This window comes from Pseudactinotalea suaedae (assembly GCF_009733815.1).
GTDB classification, from domain to species: domain Bacteria; phylum Actinomycetota; class Actinomycetes; order Actinomycetales; family Beutenbergiaceae; genus Pseudactinotalea; species Pseudactinotalea suaedae.
On sequence record NZ_WNXY01000001.1, the window covers coordinates 144,529 to 162,683 of the forward strand.

Here is an 18,155-nt window from a genome sequence, read left to right on the forward strand (position 1 = left end):
GAAGCCGGCGCTACCGGCGGTCTTCAGATCCTGGCTTCACTTCTTCGAAAAGAAGTTATGATCTTCATATGGCCGCGATGAAGCAGAGGGCTGCACTGATCGGCGACATCATCGGCTCGCGCGAGGTGGTGGACCGGACGGCGCTGCACCGACGCCTGCGTGAGGTCGTCGACCAGGCCAACGACGAGCTCGCGCCGGTCGCGCCGCTGCGGATCACGGTGGGCGACGAGTACCAGGGCGTCTTCGAGACCGTGGGTGCTGCGCTCCATGCCGCGCTGTGGCTGCGGCTGGCTCTGCTGCCCGCCGCCGACCTGCGGCACGGGATCGGCTGGGGCGGAGCAGCCGTGCTGCAGGAGGATCCGCGCGTCGAGGACGGCCCCGCCTGGTGGGCGGCACGCGCCGCCATCGAGGCGGCCGAGGCCGATGCCGCCCGGGCCCGCACCCACACGGTCAGGACCCGCTACGAGCGCGCCGCGGACAGCGACGGTCCCGAGCCGGCCGCCATCAACGCCGCGCTGCTGTGCCGCGACCAGCTCGTGGCAGCCGGTGACGAGCGCGCCCTCCGGCTGCTGCGCGGGCTGCTGTCGGGACGTACCCAGACCGAGCTCGCCGCCGACGAGGGGATCTCCCCCTCCGCGGTCTCGCAACGAACCCGTGCCGATGGCCTGGCCGTCATCGTCGCCGCCGACGCGCTGCTGCAGGAGGTCTGACCACATGATCTGGCTGGGGCTGATGCTGCTGGGGTGCGCCGTCGCGGACATCGTCAACCGACCGCAGGCACCACGCGTGCTGCCGGAGGCGACCGGTGCCGCGGTCGTGGTCCTCGCGGGTGTGGTCGCAGGGCAGCACAGGCCGCTCGACCTGCTCGTGCTCGTCGTGATCGCGGCGTTCGTGGTCGCCTGGAGCCGCTCCTCCACGCGCGCGTTGGACCAGGCCTCACCGGTGATCCCGCTCACGGTGCTCGGCGTCGGCGTCGGGCTCATGGTGGTCCTGTCGGGTCTCGCGTCCCCGGTCTCGGGACCGCTGGCGGCGCTGTGGTCCGAGATCGACTGGCCCCCGGCGGCCCGTGTCAGCCCCGAGCGCGCACTGCTGGTGCTCGGCGTGCTGGCGGCCCAGCTCAGCACCGGGAACGTCGTCGTGCGGCTCGTGCTCGCCGCGACCCGCACGGTCAACCCCGCTCGCTGGAGCTCCGGCGCCGCGACCGATCCCGCCGATCCCGCGCACGACATCAAGGGCGGCAGGCTGCTGGGGCCGATGGAGCGGGTGCTCATCATCGGGCTGGGACTCGCCGGCAACCTGACGGCGGCGAGCATCGTCGTCGCCGCCAAGGGCCTGCTGCGGTTCCCCGAGCTCAGCTCGCGCCGAGACCAGGAGCACGTGCACCGGCTCACCGAGTACTTCCTCGTCGGGTCGTTCGTCAGCTGGATGCTCGCGCTCGTCTCGCTCGCGCTGCTCGCCGGATGAGGCCGCCATCGCCGGTGCTGGTCGCGATGGCAGGGTTGCCGGGGGCGGGCAAGAGCAGCCTCGCCCGGGCGATCGGCCACGAGACCGCTGCCGTGGTGCTCGCCGTGGACGCCATCGAGGCCGCGATGTGGCGGGCCGGGCTGGGCGGTGCCGACCAGCGGCTGCCGACCGGGCTCGCCGCCTACGCCGTGGCGCAGACCCTTGCCGCCGAGCTGCTGGCGGCCGGGCACTCGGTCGTCGCCGACGCCGTCAACGCGGTCGAGCCCGCACGCGCCGGGTGGAACCAGGTGGCCACCGAGCACGGAGTGCCGATCCGGTGGCTCGAGGTGACCTGCTCGAACCCCGTGGTGCACCGGGAGCGGCTCGCGGCCCGTGGCACGCGCTACCAGGGGTTCACCGAGCCCACGTGGCAGCAGGTCGAGACGCGCCGCATCGAGCCGTGGAGCCACGAGCGGCTGGTGCTCGACTCGATGCGGCCGCTCGAGGAGCTGCTCGAGACCGCGATGACCTACGTATCAGCTGGCAGGACCGGCCGCCGTCCGGCAGGCTGGGCGATCAGGACGACGAGAGGTGAGTGATCGCATGACCGATGACAAGAGCAGTACCGAGAGCAAGGGCAACGAGACCGAGGGCATCTCCGATGCCAAGGCGAAGATGCGCGCGGCGCTCGAGCGCAAGAAGGAGAACGACCACCTCACGGCCGAGGGGCGCCGCAACACCGGTCAGGTGCACGCGTCCGAGGTCACCGGCGGGCGCCGGATGTTCCGCCGCAAGTCCGGGGGCTGACCCTCAGCCCTGGGGGAGCGTGGCCTGATCGAGCACCCGCACCCGGATCGTCGGCTCCATGGCCTCCAGAGCCTCGACCGCCGATCCGGGCAGCGGGCCACCGATGTCGGTGGCCACGTACCCGATGTCGCCCCAGGTGCCCAGCACCTGCGACTCGACGTTGACCCCGACCGCGGACAGCGCCTGGTTGACGCCGGCGAGCACACCCGGGACGTTGCGGTGCAGGTGGGCGATCCGGTACGCACCCTCGCGCGGGCGGTCCAGGATCAGCGAGGGGACGTTGACGGACAGACCGGTCGCACCCACCGCGAGGTAGTCCCGCAGCTTCGCCGACACGAACATCCCGATGTCCTGCTGCGCCTCCTCGGTCGAGCCGCCGACGTGCGGCGTCAGGATGACGTTCGGCAGGTCGCGCAGCTCGGAGTGGAAGGTCTCGCCCGCGGTCTTCGGCTCCTCGGGGAACACGTCGACGGCGGCGCCGGCGAGCGAGCCGTCGAGGATGCGCTCGCGGAGCTTGCCGTAGTCGACGAGGAAGCCGCGCGAGAGGTTGAGGAAGATCGCGCCGGGCTTCATCCGCTCGAACTGCGCGGAACCGAACATGCCGGCGTTGCCGGCCCGCCCGTCGACGTGCAGCGTCACGATGTCGGAGACGTCCAGCAGGTCGTCGAGCGAGCTCATCCGCGTCGCGTTGCCGAGGGCGAGCTTCTCAGCGGTGTCGTAGAAGACCACCCGGAGCCCGAGCGCCTCGGCGACGACCGAGAGCTGGGTGCCGATGTTGCCGTAGCCCACGATGCCGAGCGTGCGACCGCGCACCTCGTGCGCGCCATCGGCCGACTTGTCCCAGATGCCCTGGTGCAGCGCCTTGTCCTTCTCGGTCAGCCGGCGCGTGAGCGCGATGATCTCGGCGACCGCTAGCTCGACCACGGACCGCGTGTTCGAGAACGGCGCGTTGAACACCGCGACGCCACCGGCGGCCGCGTGGCGCAGGTCGATCTGGTTCGTGCCGATGCAGAACGCCCCGATCGCGGTCAGCGCGGGCGCGTTGTCCAGCACGCGCGCCGTGACCTGGGTCTTGGATCGGATGCCGAGGATCTCGACGCCCTCGAGCGCTGAGATCAGCTCGTCCTCGTCGAGAGCCCCCTTGAGGGCCGTGACCTCGACGCCAGCCTTCTCGAGCGTCTCGCGCCCGAGGCTGTGCACGTTCTCCAACAAGAGTGCCTTCACCACGCCACCTATCGTCTCAGGCGCTCGGGATCGCACCGGCCAGGGACCACGTGATGGACAACGTGGACTCAGGCCCGCTCGAAACCTGCCGGCAGCGGCTGCGTGTGCACGACGTCGAGGTGCCGGGTGGGCCGCGTCATCGCCACGTAGAGGTCGCCCGCACCGGTCGCCTGCGCGGCGATCGCCGCCGGCTCGACGAGGATCACGTGGTCGAACTCCAGGCCCTTGACACCCGCCGGGTCGAGCACGACCAGGGGAGCGGTGAGGTCGGAGCTGCCGCGCAGGCCGAGATCGGCCGCGAGCTGCGCTCGCTGCTCCCGCGGCGCGACCACGGCGACCGTGCCGCCGCGCTCCCTCGCGCGCTCGACGGCGGCTCTCACGGTCTCCAGGACGTCATGCGTGGGGAGCAGGGTCACCGCCTCGGGCTCGTCGCGCGCCGACTGCACGGGCGAGGGCGGGCGCTCCGGGTCGGCGGCGGTCGCCACCGCGGTCGCGAGGTCCATCACCGACCGCGGGGTGCGGTAGTTCACGGTCAGCTCGGCCACCCGCCAGTCACCCTTGAGCGGGCCGTCGAGGGCGTCGGCCCAGCGGCGCACGCCCGCGCGGGCCGAGGTCTGGGCGACGTCGCCGACCACCGTCATCGACCGGCGCGGGTTGCGGCGCAGCAACGCCCTCCAGGCCATCTCGGAGAGCTCCTGGGCCTCGTCGACGACCACGTGCCCGTACGTCCACGCACGATCGGCCAGGGCGCGCTCCGCCGTCGTCAGGGCGGGGCCGCTCTCGGCGAACCGGGAGGCGAGCTGCTCGGCGCTGACGATGCCGCCGCCGAGGCCCTCGCCGAGCACCTGCTGCGCGTACTCGATCTCCGAGCGGCGCCGTGCGTCGGCCTCGGCGCGGGCGCGGCCGCGCTCCGCCGCGTCCTCGGGCCCGATCAGCTCGGCGACCTCGTCGACCAGCAGCACGTCGGCGGGCGTGAGCGGCGCATCGGCCGGACGCTGCACCGCGGCCAGCTCGGCGCGGCTCAGCGCGCCGCGCGCGGCGTCGGCGAGCTTGTGGGGCTTGGCGAACAGCTCGCTGACCACGCCGACGGCGGTCAGGGGCATCCAGCACAGGTTGAGGGCGACGCGGACGTCGCGCGAGGACCGCACCTCCTCGATCAGGTCTGCCCGCTCGTCGGCGTCCACGCCGCCCAGCTCGTCGGCGTACTGGCGCGCGAGCACCGTGAGCATGTGCCGGACGAAGGTCGCGCGAGCCTCGTTGTGGGTGCGGTGCGCGCGGCGCGCGCGCGTGTGACCCTCGCGGACATCGCCGGGGAGCAGCCGGAGCGTGACGTTGCCGACCTCCAGGTCGCGCGGCGGCAGCACCCGCTCCTTGTTGCGCACGGCCCGCGCGAGGATCCGCGCCCACACGGCGCGACCCTTGATCGTGGCGACCTCGTCGGGCTCGGTGCCGGTCGCCGTCACGTCGGGCACCAGGTCGGCGAGCGTCAGCGAGACGACGCCGCTCTCGCCCAGCGAGGGCAGCACCGCCTCGATGTACTTGAGGAACACCCGACTAGGACCGATGAGCAGCACGCCCGCGCGCTCGAGCACCTCGCGGTTGGCGTAGAGCAGGTAGGCGGCCCGGTGCAGCGCGACCGCGGTCTTGCCGGTCCCCGGCCCACCCTGGACCACGAGGACGCCGTCGGCGGGGGAGCGGATGATCGCGTCCTGCTCCGACTGGATGGTGGCGACGATGTCGCTCATCTGACCGGTGCGGCGCTCGAGCAGCGCCGACATCAGCGCACCCTCGCCCTGCAGGTGCACGCCGTCGGTCAGTGCGTCGGCGTCGAGGAGGTCGTCCTCGATCGCGACGACCTCACGCCCACGGGTCTGCAGGTGCCGCCGCAGCACCACGCCGTCGGGCGAGGCTGCGGTCGCCTGGTAGAAGGCGCGTGCGGCGGGTGCCCGCCAGTCGGTGAGCAACGGGACCTGATCGGCGTCGGACACGCCGATGCGTCCGACATAGCGGCGTGCGCCGTCGTCGAGGTCGAGGCGGCCGAAGACCAACCGTTCCTCGACACCGTTGAGCTGGGCCAGGCGGTCGGTGTAGAGGGTCGCGAACGCGTCGCGCTCGGAGCGGCTCTGGTGGGTCCCCGACGCACCGGCGCGTCGGACGCCGCGCAGCCGGTTCTCGGCGTCGCGGCGGAGGTGGTCCACGCGGTCGTAGACGGTGTCGACGTAGCGCTGCTCGTGCTGCAGCGCCTCCTCGAGGGCTGGCGCAGGGATGGGCGCGGACGAGCGGTCCTCTGGCACGGTCTCGCGTTCCCCCTCTGGGCCGGTGGCGTCCGATCTCACGAGCGGCCGTCCATTATCCACCCCGGAGCCGGGGCTAGTGACGCGCCCGCGTTCGGGAATGGGACGCGGCCATCGCGCGTTGGCAGGGGCGAGGAGGACCATCACTTGCGCAACCCAGCCGATCTGTACTCGGGTCACGGTGCCGCCGGGCGGACCGCGACCGTGCTCGTGCACGCCCTGTCGGGCTCGATGGACGCCGGCCACGCCGGCAGGCTCGTGGCGGAGCACCTGACGTCCACGTTGCCGACCGAGCGCGTGGCGACGTTCGACGTCGACCAGCTGCTCGACTACCGCTCCCGCCGCCCCACGATGACCTACGACAGCGGTGCCTGGGTGGACTACGAGGCGCCCAGCCTTGCCGTCGACCTCCTGCACGACGACGAGGGCGTGCCGCTGCTGCTCCTGCACGGCATGGAGCCCGACCTCTCCTGGGAGGCGTTCGTCGCGGCCGTGCGCCAGATCATGGACGACTTCGGCGTCCTGACGACGATCGGCCTGCACGGCATCCCGATGGGTGTGCCGCACACGCGGCCCGTCACGGTGACCGCGCACGCCACCCGCCCCGAGCTGATCGCCGACCACCCGAACTTCGTGGGCTCGCTCCAGGTGCCGGGCTCGGCGGCCGCGCTGCTGGAGCTGCGGCTCGGCGAGGAAGGGCGCGACGCCCTCGGCTTCGCGGCCAACGTCCCGCACTACCTGGTGCAGACCGACTTCCCGCAGGCGGCGGCGGAGCTGGTGCGGCAGGTGTCCCGCTCGAGCGGTCTCACGCTTCCCACGGGGGAGCTGGAGGCCGAGGCCGTCAAGGTGCTCGCCGAGATCGACCGCCAGGTCGAGGGCTCGGACGAGGTCCGCGCCGTGGTGCGGGCGCTGGAGTCCCAGTTCGACTCCTTCACCGCCGAGGCCGAGCGGTCCGGTCGCGCACCGCTGCTGGCGGCGGCCGAGGAGCTGCCGAGCGCCGACGAGCTCGGGGCGCAGATCGAGGCGTTCCTCGCGGGCAAGGACGGCTCAGAGAGCCCAGAGAGCCCAGAGAGCTCAGAGAGCCCGGAAGGCCCCGAGAGCCCGGGTGACGCCCACGGCGATGCCGGCGGCTTCGGTGGCGACCAGCGGGACTGAGCCGGCCCCGCCGTCGGGACTCTCGACGGCGACGCAGTAATCGCTGGCCCAGCGGTTCGGTGCGCCGATAGCGTCGACCCCTGAGGCCGCACCGCGCTCGCCTCTCCCGAGGGAAGGAGGACGTCATGACCGTCACGACGCTGACCCCTGCCGTCCACCGTCCTTCCCGGGCCTGCTGACGCACCGACCGCGGCACGCGCCGCCCCTCGTCGGCGGGTCCCTCCCTCAGGAGACCCACCATGACGCCGTCCTTCGACTGGGACACCTTCATCGCCACGTCCGAGCTGAGCACGCAGGTCGTCGAGCTCGACGAGGACCAGCGCTGGTCCACGTGGCCCGAGACCGCGCACACCCTCGACCGCGGACCGCAGCCGTTCCCCGACTGGGTCGTCCAGCACCACGGTGCGATCGACACCGAGCTGGGCGTGCTCAAGACGGGCAAGGAGGCCGACGCCTTCCTGATCGAACGCGCGCTGCCCGAGGAGGATCGCACCGGCCGACCCGGTGAGGTGACGCTGATGGTCGCCAAGCGGTTCCGGTCCTCGGAGCACGTCAGCTTCCATCGTTCTCAGGCCTATGCCGACGGTCGTCGGACCCGGGACTCCCGGGTCACCCGGGCGATCGCGCGCGGCACCGCCTTCGGCCGAGAGGCCGCCGCCACGCAGTGGGCCCGGACGGAGTTCGGCGCGTTGCGCGAGCTGTTCTGCGCGGGTCTCGCGGTGCCCTACCCGGTGCAGATCGTCGAGGGCGAGCTGTGCATGGAGTTCATCGGGGTCGACGGCGAGCGACCGGTCGCTGCTTCCCGGCTGCACGAGATGCGACCGGACGCCGAGCTCGCGGTGCAGTGGGCGGGGGAGCTGCGGCGGTTCGTCCTCGACCTCGCCGATCTCGGCTATGCGCACGGGGACCTCTCGCCGTACAACGTGCTGGTCGACCCGCGGTCCGAGACGCAGCGGCTGGTGGTGATCGACGTGCCGCAGGTGGTGGACCTGGTCGCGAATCCCCACGGCCGCGAGTTCCTGCTGCGCGACTGCGTGAACGTGTGCACCTGGCTGCGCGCCCATCACGCGCCGGAGGCGAGCACCGACCCCGAGGAGTGGTACGGGCGGGCCGTCCGGCGCTATCTGTGAGGCCCGAAATTCCTCGGCACGAGACCGTGGCGCCCGCCCGGGCCTCCGTGCAAGACTGCCGATGTTGCAGGTTTTCTCTTACGTTTCACCGGGAACACACCCAGAGCACGACGTGGGCGAGGCCATTGCGGCACCAAGGTCGGGCCACGAGGGGTCCGACGACGAAGTCCCGGAAGGACGAGCAAGAGATGGCACAGGGAACCGTCAAGTGGTTCAACGCTGAGAAGGGCTACGGCTTCATCGCCCAGGAGGGCGGTGGCGACGACGTCTTCGTTCACTTCACAGCGATCCAGTCAGATGGCTACCGCTCGCTCGAAGAGGCGCAGCGCGTCGAGTTCGAGATCACCCAGGGCCCGAAGGGCCCGCAGGCCGAGAGCGTTCGGCCGGTCTGAGCCTGACGGGCCCCGCACCCACCGGGGTGCGGGGCCCTTCTCGTGCCCGCCGCTACTGCGGCGGCGGGTCGGTGAACACCGAGGCGCCGGCCGCGAAGTCGAGGACCTCCGGCTCGCCGACGATGCCTGCGGGCACCGGCAACGACCGCAGCGCTCTCGTGAGCCCGGGGCGGTGCACGGGCTGGTGCGACGCAGCCAGCACCACGTTGCCGTAACGCCGTGCCTTGAGCACCGCGGGCTCGGCGATCGCCACCACGTGGGCGAACACGGAGCGCACCGTCGACGCCTCCCGCCGGGCCGTCTTGAGCGGCGGGGAGTCCGCCAGGTTCGCGAGATAGATCCCGTCGGGCCGCAGCCGCTCGGCCACCTCGGCGGTGAACTCCTGGGTGCGCAGGTGCTCGGGCACGTGGCGTCCGGAGAACGCGTCGCGGACGACGACGTCGAGCGACCCGGCAGCCATCGTGAGGAGCTCGGTGCGGGCATCGCCCACCCGGATCCGCAGCCGGGGTGCGCGGGGCAGGTCGAACCACTCCCGGACCAGGGTCGCGAGCGTCGCGTCGATCTCGACGGCGGTCTGCCGGGGCTCGGGCCACTCGACGTCGATCGCGCGAGCCAGTGCGCAGCCCGCACCGCCGAGATGCACCGCGCGCAGCCGGGTGCTGTCGGCGTGGGTCGTCCGCAGCACCGCCTGCATCTGCTGCATGTACTCGAACACCAGGTGCGCCGGGTCGCCCAGGTCGAGGTGGGAGCTCTCGACGCCGTCGATCAGGAGCATCACACCGTCGCTGTCGGACCTCAGCTCTACAGTTCCCAGAGACGTCGGCACCGGTGCATCGGGGAGGGTGGACGAGCCTCGACGCCTGGCCATCCCCCGAGGGTAGGGCCTTCGAACAGGGGACTTGACGGACTAGAACAGACGTTCGATAATGGAGTGCGGGAGCGATCCCGTGCCGAGCAACCAGGAGGGAGCAGGTGATGGCCAGCACGACCCTGCGAGCGAGCGGCGCGAACCCCGTGGCGCAGCAGCTGATCCGGCGCGCCCGCCTGGAGCTCGACGCCGCGGATGCGAGCACCGATCCCGCGATGCGCTTCCTGCACGCACACATGGCCGCGATCCGCGGTGCCTCCGCCGTGCTCGCGCTCGGCGCCGTCGTGCCTCGGCGGCGGGGGCGGCTGCGCAGCGTGTGGGAGCAGCTCGCCGATGCCGGGCAGGAGTGGGGCGCCTGGGCGGCGCGGTTCGAGGCGGGCGCCCAGATCCGCGCGGCGATCGACGCCGACCGGATCGGCGATCTCGATGCCACCGTGGCCGATGACGCGGTGTGGGCTGCCGACGAGTTCGTGGCCCAGGTCGCGGCGGCGGCACGCGCGGCCGGCTTGGCCAGCTCGGTGCGGGCGGGTGCCATCGCGTCATGAGCCGGACATGAGCAGGGCGCCGCGCAACGAGAGCGTCCGGCGGGACTGGGGTGGGGACGACAGCGACACCTCGATCCTGCACGTCGACATGGATGCGTTCTTCGCCGCGGTCGAGCTGATCGACCGACCCGAGCTGCGCGGCCTTCCCGTGATCGTCGGCGGAGCGCACCGAGGCGTGGTGCTGTCGGCCACCTACGAGGCGCGCGCGGCGGGTGTGCGCTCGGCGATGCCGATGACGCGCGCGCGGGCGCTGTGCCCGCAGGCGATCATCATTCCCCCGGACCACCACAAGTACCGGGACATCTCGACGTCGGTCATGCGGATCCTCGGCGATGTCACCCCGGTCATCGAGCCGGTCAGCATCGACGAGGCGTTCCTCGACGTCTCCGGTGCCCGTCGTCGCGTCGGCTCGCCCAGCCACATCGGTGAGCTGATCCGTCGCCGCATCTCCGAGGAGCTGGGCGTCGTCGCCTCCGTCGGCATCGCCTCCACGAAGTTCGTCGCCAAGCTCGCCTCGAGCCACGCCAAGCCGGATGGTCTGCTGCTGATCCCGCGCGCGGCCACCGTGCCGTTCCTGCACTCGCTACCGGTCGGCGCGCTGTGGGGCGTCGGGGAGCGCACCGAGGCCACGCTGGCGAGGTCGGGGATCCGGACCGTCGCGGATCTGGCGCACTCGCCTCCGGGGATGCTCAACCGGGTGCTGGGCACCGCGGGCGGCAGCCGCCTGCTCGACCTGGCGTGGGGTCGAGACCCGCGGCCGGTGCAGCCCACCCGGCACGAGAAGTCGATCGGGCACGAGCAGACCTTCGGCACCGACCTCACCGATCTCGGCGACATGAGCGCCGCGCTGCTCGACTTCTCGCACCGCTGCGCCGCTCGGCTGCGCGCCGCCGACCTGGTGACCTCGTGCATCTCGATCAAGGTCAGGCTCGCGGACTTCACCACGCTGAGCCGCTCGCACACCCTCGATGCGGCCACCGACGTCGCTCACGACATCTACCAGGCTGCGCGGCGGTTGCTGGCGGGCATGACGCTGCCCCCGGACGGGGTGCGGCTGCTGGGTGTGCGCTGCGAGGCGCTGAGCGATGCCGCCACCACGTTCGTGCAGGTGGCACTCGATGACAGCGGGCCCGAGAGACGAGCGGCGGAGCGCGTCATGGACGAGGTTCACGCCCGTTTCGGTCGCGCTGCGGTGACCGCGGGGTCGCTCGTGCGCCAACCAACTTCCGATACTGGCGACGGCGACATATCCTGATCCTGCACCGTGCGGACGTCGGTGCAGGAAGTGGGGGTGAAGATGCCACTCTCCGAGTACGAGCAGCGTGTGCTTGACGAGATGGAGCAGCAGCTGCGCTCCGACGACCCCAAGCTCGCACGAACGATCTCGGGTGGACCCCGTCGGCCGCTCCATGTGGCCCTCGGCGGTGTGGTCGTGCTGGGCGGGATCGGACTGCTGTTCGCGGGTCTGTACACCGGGCAGGTCTGGATCGGACTGCTGGGCTTCCTCGCCATGTTCGGCGGTGTGCTGCTGGCACTGCGTCGACCCAAGGTCGCCGGCGACGCACCTCGGGACCCCGGGAACGACAACGTCCGCCCGATCCGTCCCCGTCGTGGTGGCGGCAGCGGGGGTGCACCGTTCATGCAGCGTCTCGAAGAGCGCTGGGACCGGCGCCGTCGCGACCAGCGCTAGCCGGCTCCCTCAGACGCCCACCCGGTCGTCGGAGCGCTCGCGCAGTGTCGCGCGCACGCCGTCGACGACCTCCTCGACCCACGCCTCGATCTCCGCGTCGCTCGCCCGCGACGTCTCGCTGGGGCGGTAGCTCGCCGTCTCGACGGCCTCCACCAGGTGCGCCAGCGCGGCCGCTGTCTGCGGCGTGAGGTGCTCGGCGGCGTCCGCCGCGATGGCGCGCGGCGTTCTCGAGGGTGACACCTCGATCCCCAGGCGCTCGAGATAGCGCAGCACGTGCTCCCACCGTTCCCGCAGGTCGGTGCCCTGCAGCCGCGCGAACCTGCGGCCCAGCGCGCTCGCCACCCAGACGAGGCCGAGCAGCGCCAGCAGCGCCACCAGCCAGCCCGACCGATCGGCGCTCTCGCCCTCGGTCGAGCCCCCGGTGTCGGCGGTCGTGGAGGTCGGCGCCGCGCTCGAGGCGGCGGTCGGCAGCGCGGTGCTCGGCGCGGCCGTGGTCTGCTCGGTCGCGGGTGCTGTCGTCTCCGGCGCGTACTCGGGAGGCGGCCCGGCCTGGACACCCGGGGTCGGTTCGAACCGCACCCATCCGACTCCCTCGAAGAGCACCTGCGGCCACGCGTGCGCGTCGTGGGCGTCGACGACGACGGTCCCCTCGGCGCCGGCCTCGCCCGGCAGGAAGCCGACCGCGAGCCGGGCCGGCAGCCCCAAGGTGCGCGCCATCACGATCATCGTGGTGGCGAACTGGACGCAGTAGCCGTGCCGGTCGTTGAGGAAGTCCCAGACCGCGTCGGGCGTCTCGGGAGCGGCGATCGAGGTCGAGTAGGTGAACCGGGAGGGGTCGCGCAGATAGTTCTGCAGCGCCAGCAGCTGCGCGTAGGGCGTCTCTGCTCCCGCGTCGGCGACGATCTCGCGGGCCAGGTCGGCGATGTCGGCCTGGTACCCGGTCTCGGGCACCTGCAGCAGCACCGGGTCCACGTCGGTCGCGGGCTGCAGCTGCGTGAGCGCGGCGCCGTCGAGGGTGCGGGGGAGCAGCGAGATGGCGTAGCTGACCTCACCACCGATGCGGGCCACCGCCTCGTCGGAGGCGGCGAGGTAGGCGACCTCGGCCGGGACCTCCAGCGACCGGGGCTCGCCCGGGAGCAGCAACCTGTCCTGGCCGAGGTTGGTCACGTCGACGTCGATGTCGATCGGCGTGCCGAGATCGACACCCTCCAAGGAGCTCGGCCAGAGCACCTGACCCTCGGCGGCGACCGCGTCCCCGGTGTCGCCGCGCACCCAGTCGCTGCCGGTGAACTCGGCCACCGTGTAGGCGTGCAACGGTCCGACGACGGCGGGCTCGGCACCGGTGTAGCTGAAGAGATCGGTCGGCGTGTTGCGCACGAGGTCGTCGCGCAGGCCCAGGCCGAGGTCGAGGCGTGTGGTGCTGGAGCCGACCAGCTCGTAGAACGGGTGCACCCGGATCGGGACCGGGACCCGGAGCAGCAGCGGCGCCAGCACGGAGGCGCCCACGAGCACCGACGCCGTGACCAGGATCGTGGCGCGCACCGCGGGCTGCCCGGGCCGCCGTCGATAGCGCGCGTCGTCCCGGGCCTGGATCGCGATGACCACCACGTAGGCCGCGGCCGCGGCCGTCAGGACACCGACGCTCACGGGTGAACCCAGCAGGATCGGGACCGCCCACAACGTGAGCATCGGCAGCCCGGACCACGCGGGAGCCCAGGCGCCGATCGCCAGCATCTCCGCGAGGACGAACGCGACCAGCACGCCCATCGTGACGAGGAAGGCCACACCGTCGCCCTGGGTGAGCGGCGGGTAGGAGGAGCGCATCTGCGCGAACGCCTCCGGGATCAGGTCGGCAGCCGCGCTGATCGTCGACGGCGTGGGCAGCACGCGCAGCAGCGCCTGATCGGGGAAGTACACGGCCGAGCTCGCGACCAGTCCGGCCACCAGCCCGCCCAGCGACGGCAGACCGGCCGACGGCGTCCGGGACCGCAGCAGCGTCGCGACCAGCCCGGCGGCACCGACGCAGACCAGCGTGCGAGGGACCCACACAACCGGCACCACGAGCGCCTGCAGCGCGAGCGCGCTCAGCAGCGTCATCACGAGCACGGCGGCGAGCGCGACCAGGCGGCGGCTCATCGCGCGACCTCCCGGATGCGCCAGCCCTCGTTGACCGGTCCGGCGCCGGGCGAGGTCGCGACCTGCCAGCCGGAGCGCTGGAGGCCGACCACGATGTCTGCCGAGGTGTCGTCCGGATCGATCACGAGCGCCGTCGAGCGTTCCAGGCCACCCCCGGAGAGGACGGCCTCGCCCACCCCGGGTGCCGGCCGATCCAGCACCGCGATCACGCCGGCGGATGTCGATCGCTGCACGCTGCGCACCGCCGCCACACCGAGCTCGCCCGCCGGGGAGGCGAGGGCGAGCACGTCGAGCGCGTCGGCAGCCGAGCGGATCGGCATCTCCACCAGCTCGCCCTCGGCCACGGTGACCAGGCGCACCGCGAAGCGATCGTCCAGCAGCGCCACGGTGATCGACGCCGCGGCGGTCACGGCCCACTCGGCGATCTCGTCGGTGTGCTCGCTCAGCACCAGCAGCACGTCCAGGGCGTGGGTGGTCGTCGGCTCGTCGTGCCGCACCATCAGCTCGCCCTGGCGCGCCGTCGAGCGCCAGTGCACACGGTGGATGTCGTCGCCACGGCGGTACTCCCGCACCGTGAGGTCCTCGAGCGTCCGTTGCGGCAGCCCGGCCGGGATCGGGGCGGTCGCCTCGAGCGCCTGGGCGAGGACCTCGCCCTCGACAGGCTCCGTCCGCGGCCAGACGACGACGTCGGTCACGTCGCCGACCGGGGTGCGCCAGGAGGTGATCGCGAGCGGGTCCGACCGCTGCAGCATCGCCGGTCCGAGCTGCGCTCGTCCACGCGCCTGCGGCAGCACCCCGTAGCCGCGTGGGCCGCGGCTGCGCCTCCGCAGGCTCGAGGGCACACGCTCGCGCAGGGAGGACCACGGCGGCAGAGCCGCGCCGCTCGGGACCAGGTCGACCGCACCCGGGGCGTCGACCTGCCAGGACGCCGGGTGAAGCGTCCGCGTCAGACCCCGGGGGCGAGCGAGGGCCCGGCTCGCCAGCGCCCACGCCAGCGCGACGACCGGGATCGCGATCACGATCGCCGCGAGCCTCGCGGCGATCATCGACTGCATGGCCGCGGCCGCCGCGGCGAGCAGGGCCCCCGAGATCAGCAGCCCCCACCCGCGTGACGTGATGCTCATCATCGACCTCAGCGCGGCACGGGCGTGGACCGAAGGATCTCGGCCAGGACCTCGGCGGGCGCGGTGCCGCCTGAACGAGCCGATCGCGTCAGCGCCAGCCGGTGCGCGAGCACCGGGACCAGCACCTCCTGGACGTCGTCGGGGAGCACGAAGTCGCGCCCGGACAGCACCGCCGTCGAACGGGCGAGGGCGACCAGCTGCAGGCCCGCGCGCGGTGACGCGCCGAGCTCGACGGCGTCGTGCTCGCGTGTCGCGCGGACGAGGCCCAGCACGTACCGACGCACCGCGTCGGAGACGAAGACCAGATCGACGTGCGCCATCAGCTCCAGCGCCTCGGCCTGCGACAGCACCGGCGTGGTCTGTGCCGGCGCCCACCCGCCCGCGGCGAGCAGCTCGAGCTCGCTGTCGGCCGGCGGGTAGCCGATGCTGACCTGCGCCATGAAGCGGTCGCGCTGGGCCTCCGGCAGCGGGTAGGTGCCCTCCATCTCGATCGGGTTCTGGGTGGCGATCACCATGAAGGGCTCGGGGAGCGGGTGCGAGGTGCCGTCGACGGTGACCTGGTGCTCCTGCATGCACTCCAGCAGAGCCGACTGCGTCTTGGGGGAGGCCCGGTTGATCTCGTCGGCGATGACGATCGTCGCGAACAGCGGGCCCGGGTGGAACTGGAAGCTTCCCGACTCCTGCCGGTAGATCGTCACGCCGGTCAGGTCGCTCGGGAGCAGGTCAGGCGTGAACTGGACGCGCCCGACGGTGCCCTCCACCGAGGCGGCGAGCGCGCGGGCCAGGGTCGTCTTGCCCACGCCGGGCACGTCCTCGAGCAGCAGGTGCCCGCGCGCGAGGAACACCGCGGCGGTGGTGCGCACCACGTCCTTCCGGCCGCGCAACGCACGGCTCAGGCTCTCCTGGAGGAGCTGCGCCAGGGTCGCTGATCCGGTGCTCGTCGGCGTCCCCTGCGTCATGAGTCGAAGGGTAGTGGGCGCGCGCGTCGCCGCGTCCCCCACTTCCCTCCACATCGGCCGTGCCGACGGCGCCCCCGGCGTCCTCGCGAGGCGCCGGGCGGCGCCGCGCGAGGCGGGCGTGCCCGGCTGGAGCGCCCGCAGCGGCGAGGTCGGCACACGCGAGCCGCGCGTTCGGTCGATTCCCTCCACACCGCACCACCGCGCTGACCTGCGAGTTCGGTCGAGATCGGGCGCGTTTCGTGCGCCGGATCCTGTCCTGGGGGAGGAAAGTGGAGTAATGTGGTGGCAGCGGGATGAATCTGGCTGGCAGTGCATCCGCTCGGACGGCGCCGGAAGGGGGTGGGACACGTGTTTCTTGGCACCTACGAGCCGCGGCTCGACGACAAGGGGCGGCTGATCCTGCCCGCGAAGTTCCGCGACCAGATGGCCGGCGGCATCGTGCTCACCCGCGGCCAGGAGCGCTGCCTCTACGCGTTCCCGCGCTCGGAGTTCGAGCAGATCCACGACCAGCTCCGGCAGGCGCCCCTCACCTCCAAGCAGGCCCGCGACTACATGCGCGTGTTCCTCTCCGGCGCCACCGACGACGTGCCGGACCGCCAGGGGCGCGTGACGATCCCGGCGATCCTGCGCAAGTACGCCGGGCTCGAGCGCGACCTCGCCGTCATCGGGTCCGGCTCCAAGGTCGAGATCTGGGACGCGACCGCCTGGGACGACTACCTGCGGGCGCAGGAGGACTCCTACGCACAGATCACGGACGAGGTGGTGCCCGGTCTCTAGCCGTCTACCTCCGCACGACGAGGTCTCTCACCGAAGCTCTGGCGCACTTCCCCGGCGCCAGAGCTCCCCGGGGGGAGTCCTGGTCGGGCGGCGGAGGGGCCCCCCGACCAACCACTCCGCACGACCGCACCACCCATCCCCAGCCGTACCCGACCACCCGCCGGCCCGATCGAGCAGGACCACACCGTGCAGCAGCAGCCAGAGCAGCCAGCGAGCAGGGACACAGCGTCCCTGCACGTGCCGGTGCTCGCCGAGCGCTGCATCGAGCTGCTGGGGCCGGCGCTGGTGCCGAGCCCGGAGCACCCGCAGCCGGTGCTGGTCGACGCCACGCTCGGGCTCGGCGGTCACAGCGAGCTGGTGCTGGAGCGGTTCGACGGCGTGCGCGTCATCGGCATCGACCGCGACCCCGCCGCGCTGCAGCTCGCGGGGGAGCGGCTCGCCCGGTTCGGCGACCGCTTCGTGGCCGCGCACGCCACCTACGACCAGATCAGGGACGTGCTTGCCGAGCACACCGATCACGGGCGCGCCCAGGCGGTGCTGATGGATCTCGGTGTCTCCTCGATGCAGCTCGACGTCGCCGACCGCGGCTTCGCCTACGCGCAGGACGGCCCGCTCGACATGCGGATGGACACCAGCACCGGCATCACGGCCGCCGAGCTGCTCGCGCAGGCATCCGAGCGCGAGCTCCGACGCATCCTGCTCAGCTACGGCGAGGAGAAGTTCGCGGGCCGGATCGTCTCGGCGATCGTCGCCCGCCGCGACACCGACCCGGTGGTGCGGACCGCTCAGCTCGCCGACCTCGTGCGGGACTCGATCCCCGCCGCTGCTCGGCGGCGCGGCGGCAACCCCGCCAAGCGCACCTTCCAGGCGCTGCGGATCGCCGTCAACGCCGAGCTCGAGGTGCTGGCGCACGCGGTCCCCGAGGCGATCGCGGCGGTCACCGTCGGCGGCCGCCTCGTGGTGATGGCCTACCAGTCGCTCGAGGACCGCATCGTCAAGCGGGCCTTCGCGGCCGGTGCCACCTCCCGCACCCCGCCCGGGATCCCGGTCGAGCTCCCCGAGCACCGGCCCTACCTGCGGCTGCTGACCCACGGCGCCGAGGTCGCCACGGAGTCCGAGCAGGCGGCGAACCCCCGATCCACCTCGGTGCGTCTGCGTGCGGCCGAGATCACCCGCGACCGCGAGGAGAAGGCAGCATGAGCGCGATGCCGTTGCGGGCACCGGCCCGTCCCGCCCGCCCGTCCGCACAGCCGTCGTGGCGACCGCGGCTGCGGCTCGTCCGCGCACCCGCCCAGGCGCGGTCGCGGCTGCCCTTCCTGCTGCTGTGCACCGCGATCCTCGGCGGCGCCATGCTCGGCGCGCTCGCCCTGAACACCCTGATGGCGACCACCGCGTACACGATCAGCGAGCGGCAGGTGGAGCTGGCCCAGCTCACCCAGACCGAGCAGATCCTCTCGGACCGGTTCGTGGAGATGTCCTCACCCACGCAACTCGCCGTCGCGGCTACCGGGCTCGGGATGGTTCCTGCGGAAGGCTTGAGCTACATCCACCTCGAGGACGGCAGCATCACCGGACCCGCGGCGGAGCTCGTCGCCGAACCGGAGGACTGAG

General features: G+C 72.5%; 19 protein-coding genes. 13 read left to right on the forward strand and 6 right to left on the reverse strand.

What is annotated here, in order from left to right; genetic code table 11:
* The first annotated feature begins 68 nt into the window (after nt 1-68).
* From GPA04_RS00700 to GPA04_RS00715, 4 genes are read left to right on the forward strand one after another with little or no spacing between them, the layout of a single operon-like run.
* Nucleotides 69-710 (forward strand): SatD family protein, encoded by a 642-nt coding sequence (locus GPA04_RS00700; RefSeq protein ID WP_156221329.1) that lies wholly within the window; start codon nt 69-71, stop codon nt 708-710.
* A gap of 4 nt (nt 711-714) precedes the next feature.
* Complete coding sequence (locus GPA04_RS00705; protein ID WP_156221331.1) at nt 715-1,464, forward strand: hypothetical protein; 750 nt, start codon at nt 715-717, stop codon at nt 1,462-1,464.
* Nucleotides 1,461-2,042, forward strand: a complete 582-nt coding sequence (locus tag GPA04_RS00710) for a P-loop nucleotide/nucleoside kinase family protein (protein WP_156221333.1) — start codon at nt 1,461-1,463, stop codon at nt 2,040-2,042. Before GPA04_RS00705 ends, GPA04_RS00710 begins: the two co-directional genes overlap by 4 nt.
* A 4-nt stretch (nt 2,043-2,046) precedes the next feature.
* Nucleotides 2,047-2,250: a DUF5302 domain-containing protein gene (locus GPA04_RS00715; RefSeq protein ID WP_156221335.1), complete on the forward strand. Its 204-nt coding sequence runs from the start codon at nt 2,047-2,049 to the stop codon at nt 2,248-2,250.
* Between the two features lie 3 nt (nt 2,251-2,253).
* Here GPA04_RS00715 and serA read toward each other — a convergent pair whose 3' ends face one another.
* Nucleotides 2,254-3,477: a phosphoglycerate dehydrogenase gene (serA, locus tag GPA04_RS00720; RefSeq protein WP_194238917.1), complete on the reverse strand. Its 1,224-nt coding sequence runs from the start codon at nt 3,475-3,477 to the stop codon at nt 2,254-2,256.
* Between the two features lie 65 nt (nt 3,478-3,542).
* Entirely contained in the window at nt 3,543-5,768 is a 2,226-nt protein-coding gene (locus GPA04_RS00725) for a HelD family protein (RefSeq protein WP_241680509.1), read from the reverse strand.
* A 147-nt stretch (nt 5,769-5,915) separates the two neighbouring features.
* On the opposite strand from GPA04_RS00725, the gene GPA04_RS00730 reads away from it, so the two are divergent.
* The 3 genes from GPA04_RS00730 to GPA04_RS00740 all read left to right on the forward strand — a co-directional run bounded on the left by GPA04_RS00730 (nt 5,916) and on the right by GPA04_RS00740 (nt 8,445).
* A complete protein-coding gene (locus GPA04_RS00730) occupies nt 5,916-6,923 on the forward strand; it encodes a proteasome assembly chaperone family protein (RefSeq protein ID WP_241680510.1) in 1,008 nt (335 codons plus the stop codon).
* A 239-nt stretch (nt 6,924-7,162) separates the two neighbouring features.
* Entirely contained in the window at nt 7,163-8,053 is an 891-nt protein-coding gene (locus GPA04_RS00735; protein ID WP_156221339.1) for a serine protein kinase RIO, read from the forward strand.
* Nucleotides 8,054-8,241: 188 nt separating this feature from the next.
* On the forward strand, nt 8,242-8,445 hold the full coding sequence (locus GPA04_RS00740; RefSeq protein WP_156221341.1) for a cold-shock protein: 204 nt from the start codon (nt 8,242-8,244) through the stop codon (nt 8,443-8,445).
* A 52-nt stretch (nt 8,446-8,497) separates the two neighbouring features.
* On the opposite strand, the gene GPA04_RS00745 is transcribed toward GPA04_RS00740, so the two are convergent.
* Nucleotides 8,498-9,220, reverse strand: a complete 723-nt coding sequence (locus tag GPA04_RS00745; protein ID WP_241680511.1) for a spermidine synthase — start codon at nt 9,218-9,220, stop codon at nt 8,498-8,500.
* Nucleotides 9,221-9,420: 200 nt separating this feature from the next.
* On the opposite strand from GPA04_RS00745, the gene GPA04_RS00750 reads away from it, so the two are divergent.
* The 3 genes from GPA04_RS00750 to GPA04_RS00760 are packed head-to-tail and all read left to right on the forward strand — an operon-like array spanning nt 9,421 to nt 11,548.
* Entirely contained in the window at nt 9,421-9,858 is a 438-nt protein-coding gene (locus GPA04_RS00750) for an SAV_6107 family HEPN domain-containing protein (RefSeq protein WP_156221345.1), read from the forward strand.
* Nucleotides 9,859-9,865: 7 nt separating this feature from the next.
* Nucleotides 9,866-11,113, forward strand: coding sequence for a DNA polymerase IV (locus tag GPA04_RS00755; RefSeq protein WP_156221347.1), 1,248 nt, complete (start codon nt 9,866-9,868; stop codon nt 11,111-11,113).
* Between the two features lie 42 nt (nt 11,114-11,155).
* Nucleotides 11,156-11,548: an SCO2097 family morphological protein gene (locus GPA04_RS00760; protein ID WP_241680562.1), complete on the forward strand. Its 393-nt coding sequence runs from the start codon at nt 11,156-11,158 to the stop codon at nt 11,546-11,548.
* A gap of 9 nt (nt 11,549-11,557) precedes the next feature.
* Here the strand turns inward: GPA04_RS00760 and GPA04_RS00765 are convergent, their stop codons facing one another.
* From GPA04_RS00765 to GPA04_RS00775, 3 genes are read right to left on the reverse strand one after another with little or no spacing between them, the layout of a single operon-like run.
* Nucleotides 11,558-13,684 carry a transglutaminaseTgpA domain-containing protein gene (locus GPA04_RS00765; protein WP_156221351.1) on the reverse strand — a complete coding sequence of 709 codons (2,127 nt, stop codon included), beginning with the start codon at nt 13,682-13,684 and terminating at the stop codon, nt 11,558-11,560.
* Nucleotides 13,681-14,808, reverse strand: a complete 1,128-nt coding sequence (locus tag GPA04_RS00770; protein WP_162458482.1) for a DUF58 domain-containing protein — start codon at nt 14,806-14,808, stop codon at nt 13,681-13,683. Before GPA04_RS00770 ends, GPA04_RS00765 begins: the two co-directional genes overlap by 4 nt.
* A gap of 8 nt (nt 14,809-14,816) precedes the next feature.
* A complete protein-coding gene (locus GPA04_RS00775; protein WP_156221355.1) occupies nt 14,817-15,767 on the reverse strand; it encodes an AAA family ATPase in 951 nt (316 codons plus the stop codon).
* 348 nt (nt 15,768-16,115) lie between these two features.
* On the opposite strand from GPA04_RS00775, the gene mraZ reads away from it, so the two are divergent.
* The 3 genes from mraZ to ftsL all read left to right on the forward strand — a co-directional run bounded on the left by mraZ (nt 16,116) and on the right by ftsL (nt 18,154).
* On the forward strand, nt 16,116-16,544 hold the full coding sequence (mraZ, locus tag GPA04_RS00780) for a division/cell wall cluster transcriptional repressor MraZ (protein WP_156221357.1): 429 nt from the start codon (nt 16,116-16,118) through the stop codon (nt 16,542-16,544).
* A 231-nt stretch (nt 16,545-16,775) separates the two neighbouring features.
* A complete protein-coding gene (rsmH, locus tag GPA04_RS00785; RefSeq protein WP_366464211.1) occupies nt 16,776-17,744 on the forward strand; it encodes a 16S rRNA (cytosine(1402)-N(4))-methyltransferase RsmH in 969 nt (322 codons plus the stop codon).
* Nucleotides 17,741-18,154, forward strand: a complete 414-nt coding sequence (gene ftsL / locus GPA04_RS00790) for a cell division protein FtsL (RefSeq protein ID WP_156221360.1) — start codon at nt 17,741-17,743, stop codon at nt 18,152-18,154. Before rsmH ends, ftsL begins: the two co-directional genes overlap by 4 nt.
* Nucleotide 18,155 lies beyond the last annotated feature (1 nt).

Bases quoted from the DNA above. Each gene is read 5' to 3' on its own strand.
- GPA04_RS00745 (WP_241680511.1), bottom strand. From the start codon at position 9,220: ATGCTCCTGATCGACGGCGTCGAGAGCTCCCACCTCGACCTGGGCGAC.
- GPA04_RS00755 (WP_156221347.1), top strand. From the start codon at position 9,866: ATGAGCAGGGCGCCGCGCAACGAGAGCGTCCGGCGGGACTGGGGTGGG.
- ftsL (WP_156221360.1), top strand. From the start codon at position 17,741: ATGAGCGCGATGCCGTTGCGGGCACCGGCCCGTCCCGCCCGCCCGTCC.
- GPA04_RS00715 (WP_156221335.1), top strand. From the start codon at position 2,047: ATGACCGATGACAAGAGCAGTACCGAGAGCAAGGGCAACGAGACCGAG.
- GPA04_RS00750 (WP_156221345.1), top strand. From the start codon at position 9,421: ATGGCCAGCACGACCCTGCGAGCGAGCGGCGCGAACCCCGTGGCGCAG.
- GPA04_RS00710 (WP_156221333.1), top strand. From the start codon at position 1,461: ATGAGGCCGCCATCGCCGGTGCTGGTCGCGATGGCAGGGTTGCCGGGG.
- GPA04_RS00775 (WP_156221355.1), bottom strand. From the start codon at position 15,767: ATGACGCAGGGGACGCCGACGAGCACCGGATCAGCGACCCTGGCGCAG.
- GPA04_RS00740 (WP_156221341.1), top strand. From the start codon at position 8,242: ATGGCACAGGGAACCGTCAAGTGGTTCAACGCTGAGAAGGGCTACGGC.
- GPA04_RS00760 (WP_241680562.1), top strand. From the start codon at position 11,156: ATGCCACTCTCCGAGTACGAGCAGCGTGTGCTTGACGAGATGGAGCAG.
- GPA04_RS00700 (WP_156221329.1), top strand. From the start codon at position 69: ATGGCCGCGATGAAGCAGAGGGCTGCACTGATCGGCGACATCATCGGC.
- GPA04_RS00765 (WP_156221351.1), bottom strand. From the start codon at position 13,684: ATGAGCCGCCGCCTGGTCGCGCTCGCCGCCGTGCTCGTGATGACGCTG.
- GPA04_RS00770 (WP_162458482.1), bottom strand. From the start codon at position 14,808: ATGAGCATCACGTCACGCGGGTGGGGGCTGCTGATCTCGGGGGCCCTG.
- GPA04_RS00705 (WP_156221331.1), top strand. From the start codon at position 715: ATGATCTGGCTGGGGCTGATGCTGCTGGGGTGCGCCGTCGCGGACATC.
- GPA04_RS00735 (WP_156221339.1), top strand. From the start codon at position 7,163: ATGACGCCGTCCTTCGACTGGGACACCTTCATCGCCACGTCCGAGCTG.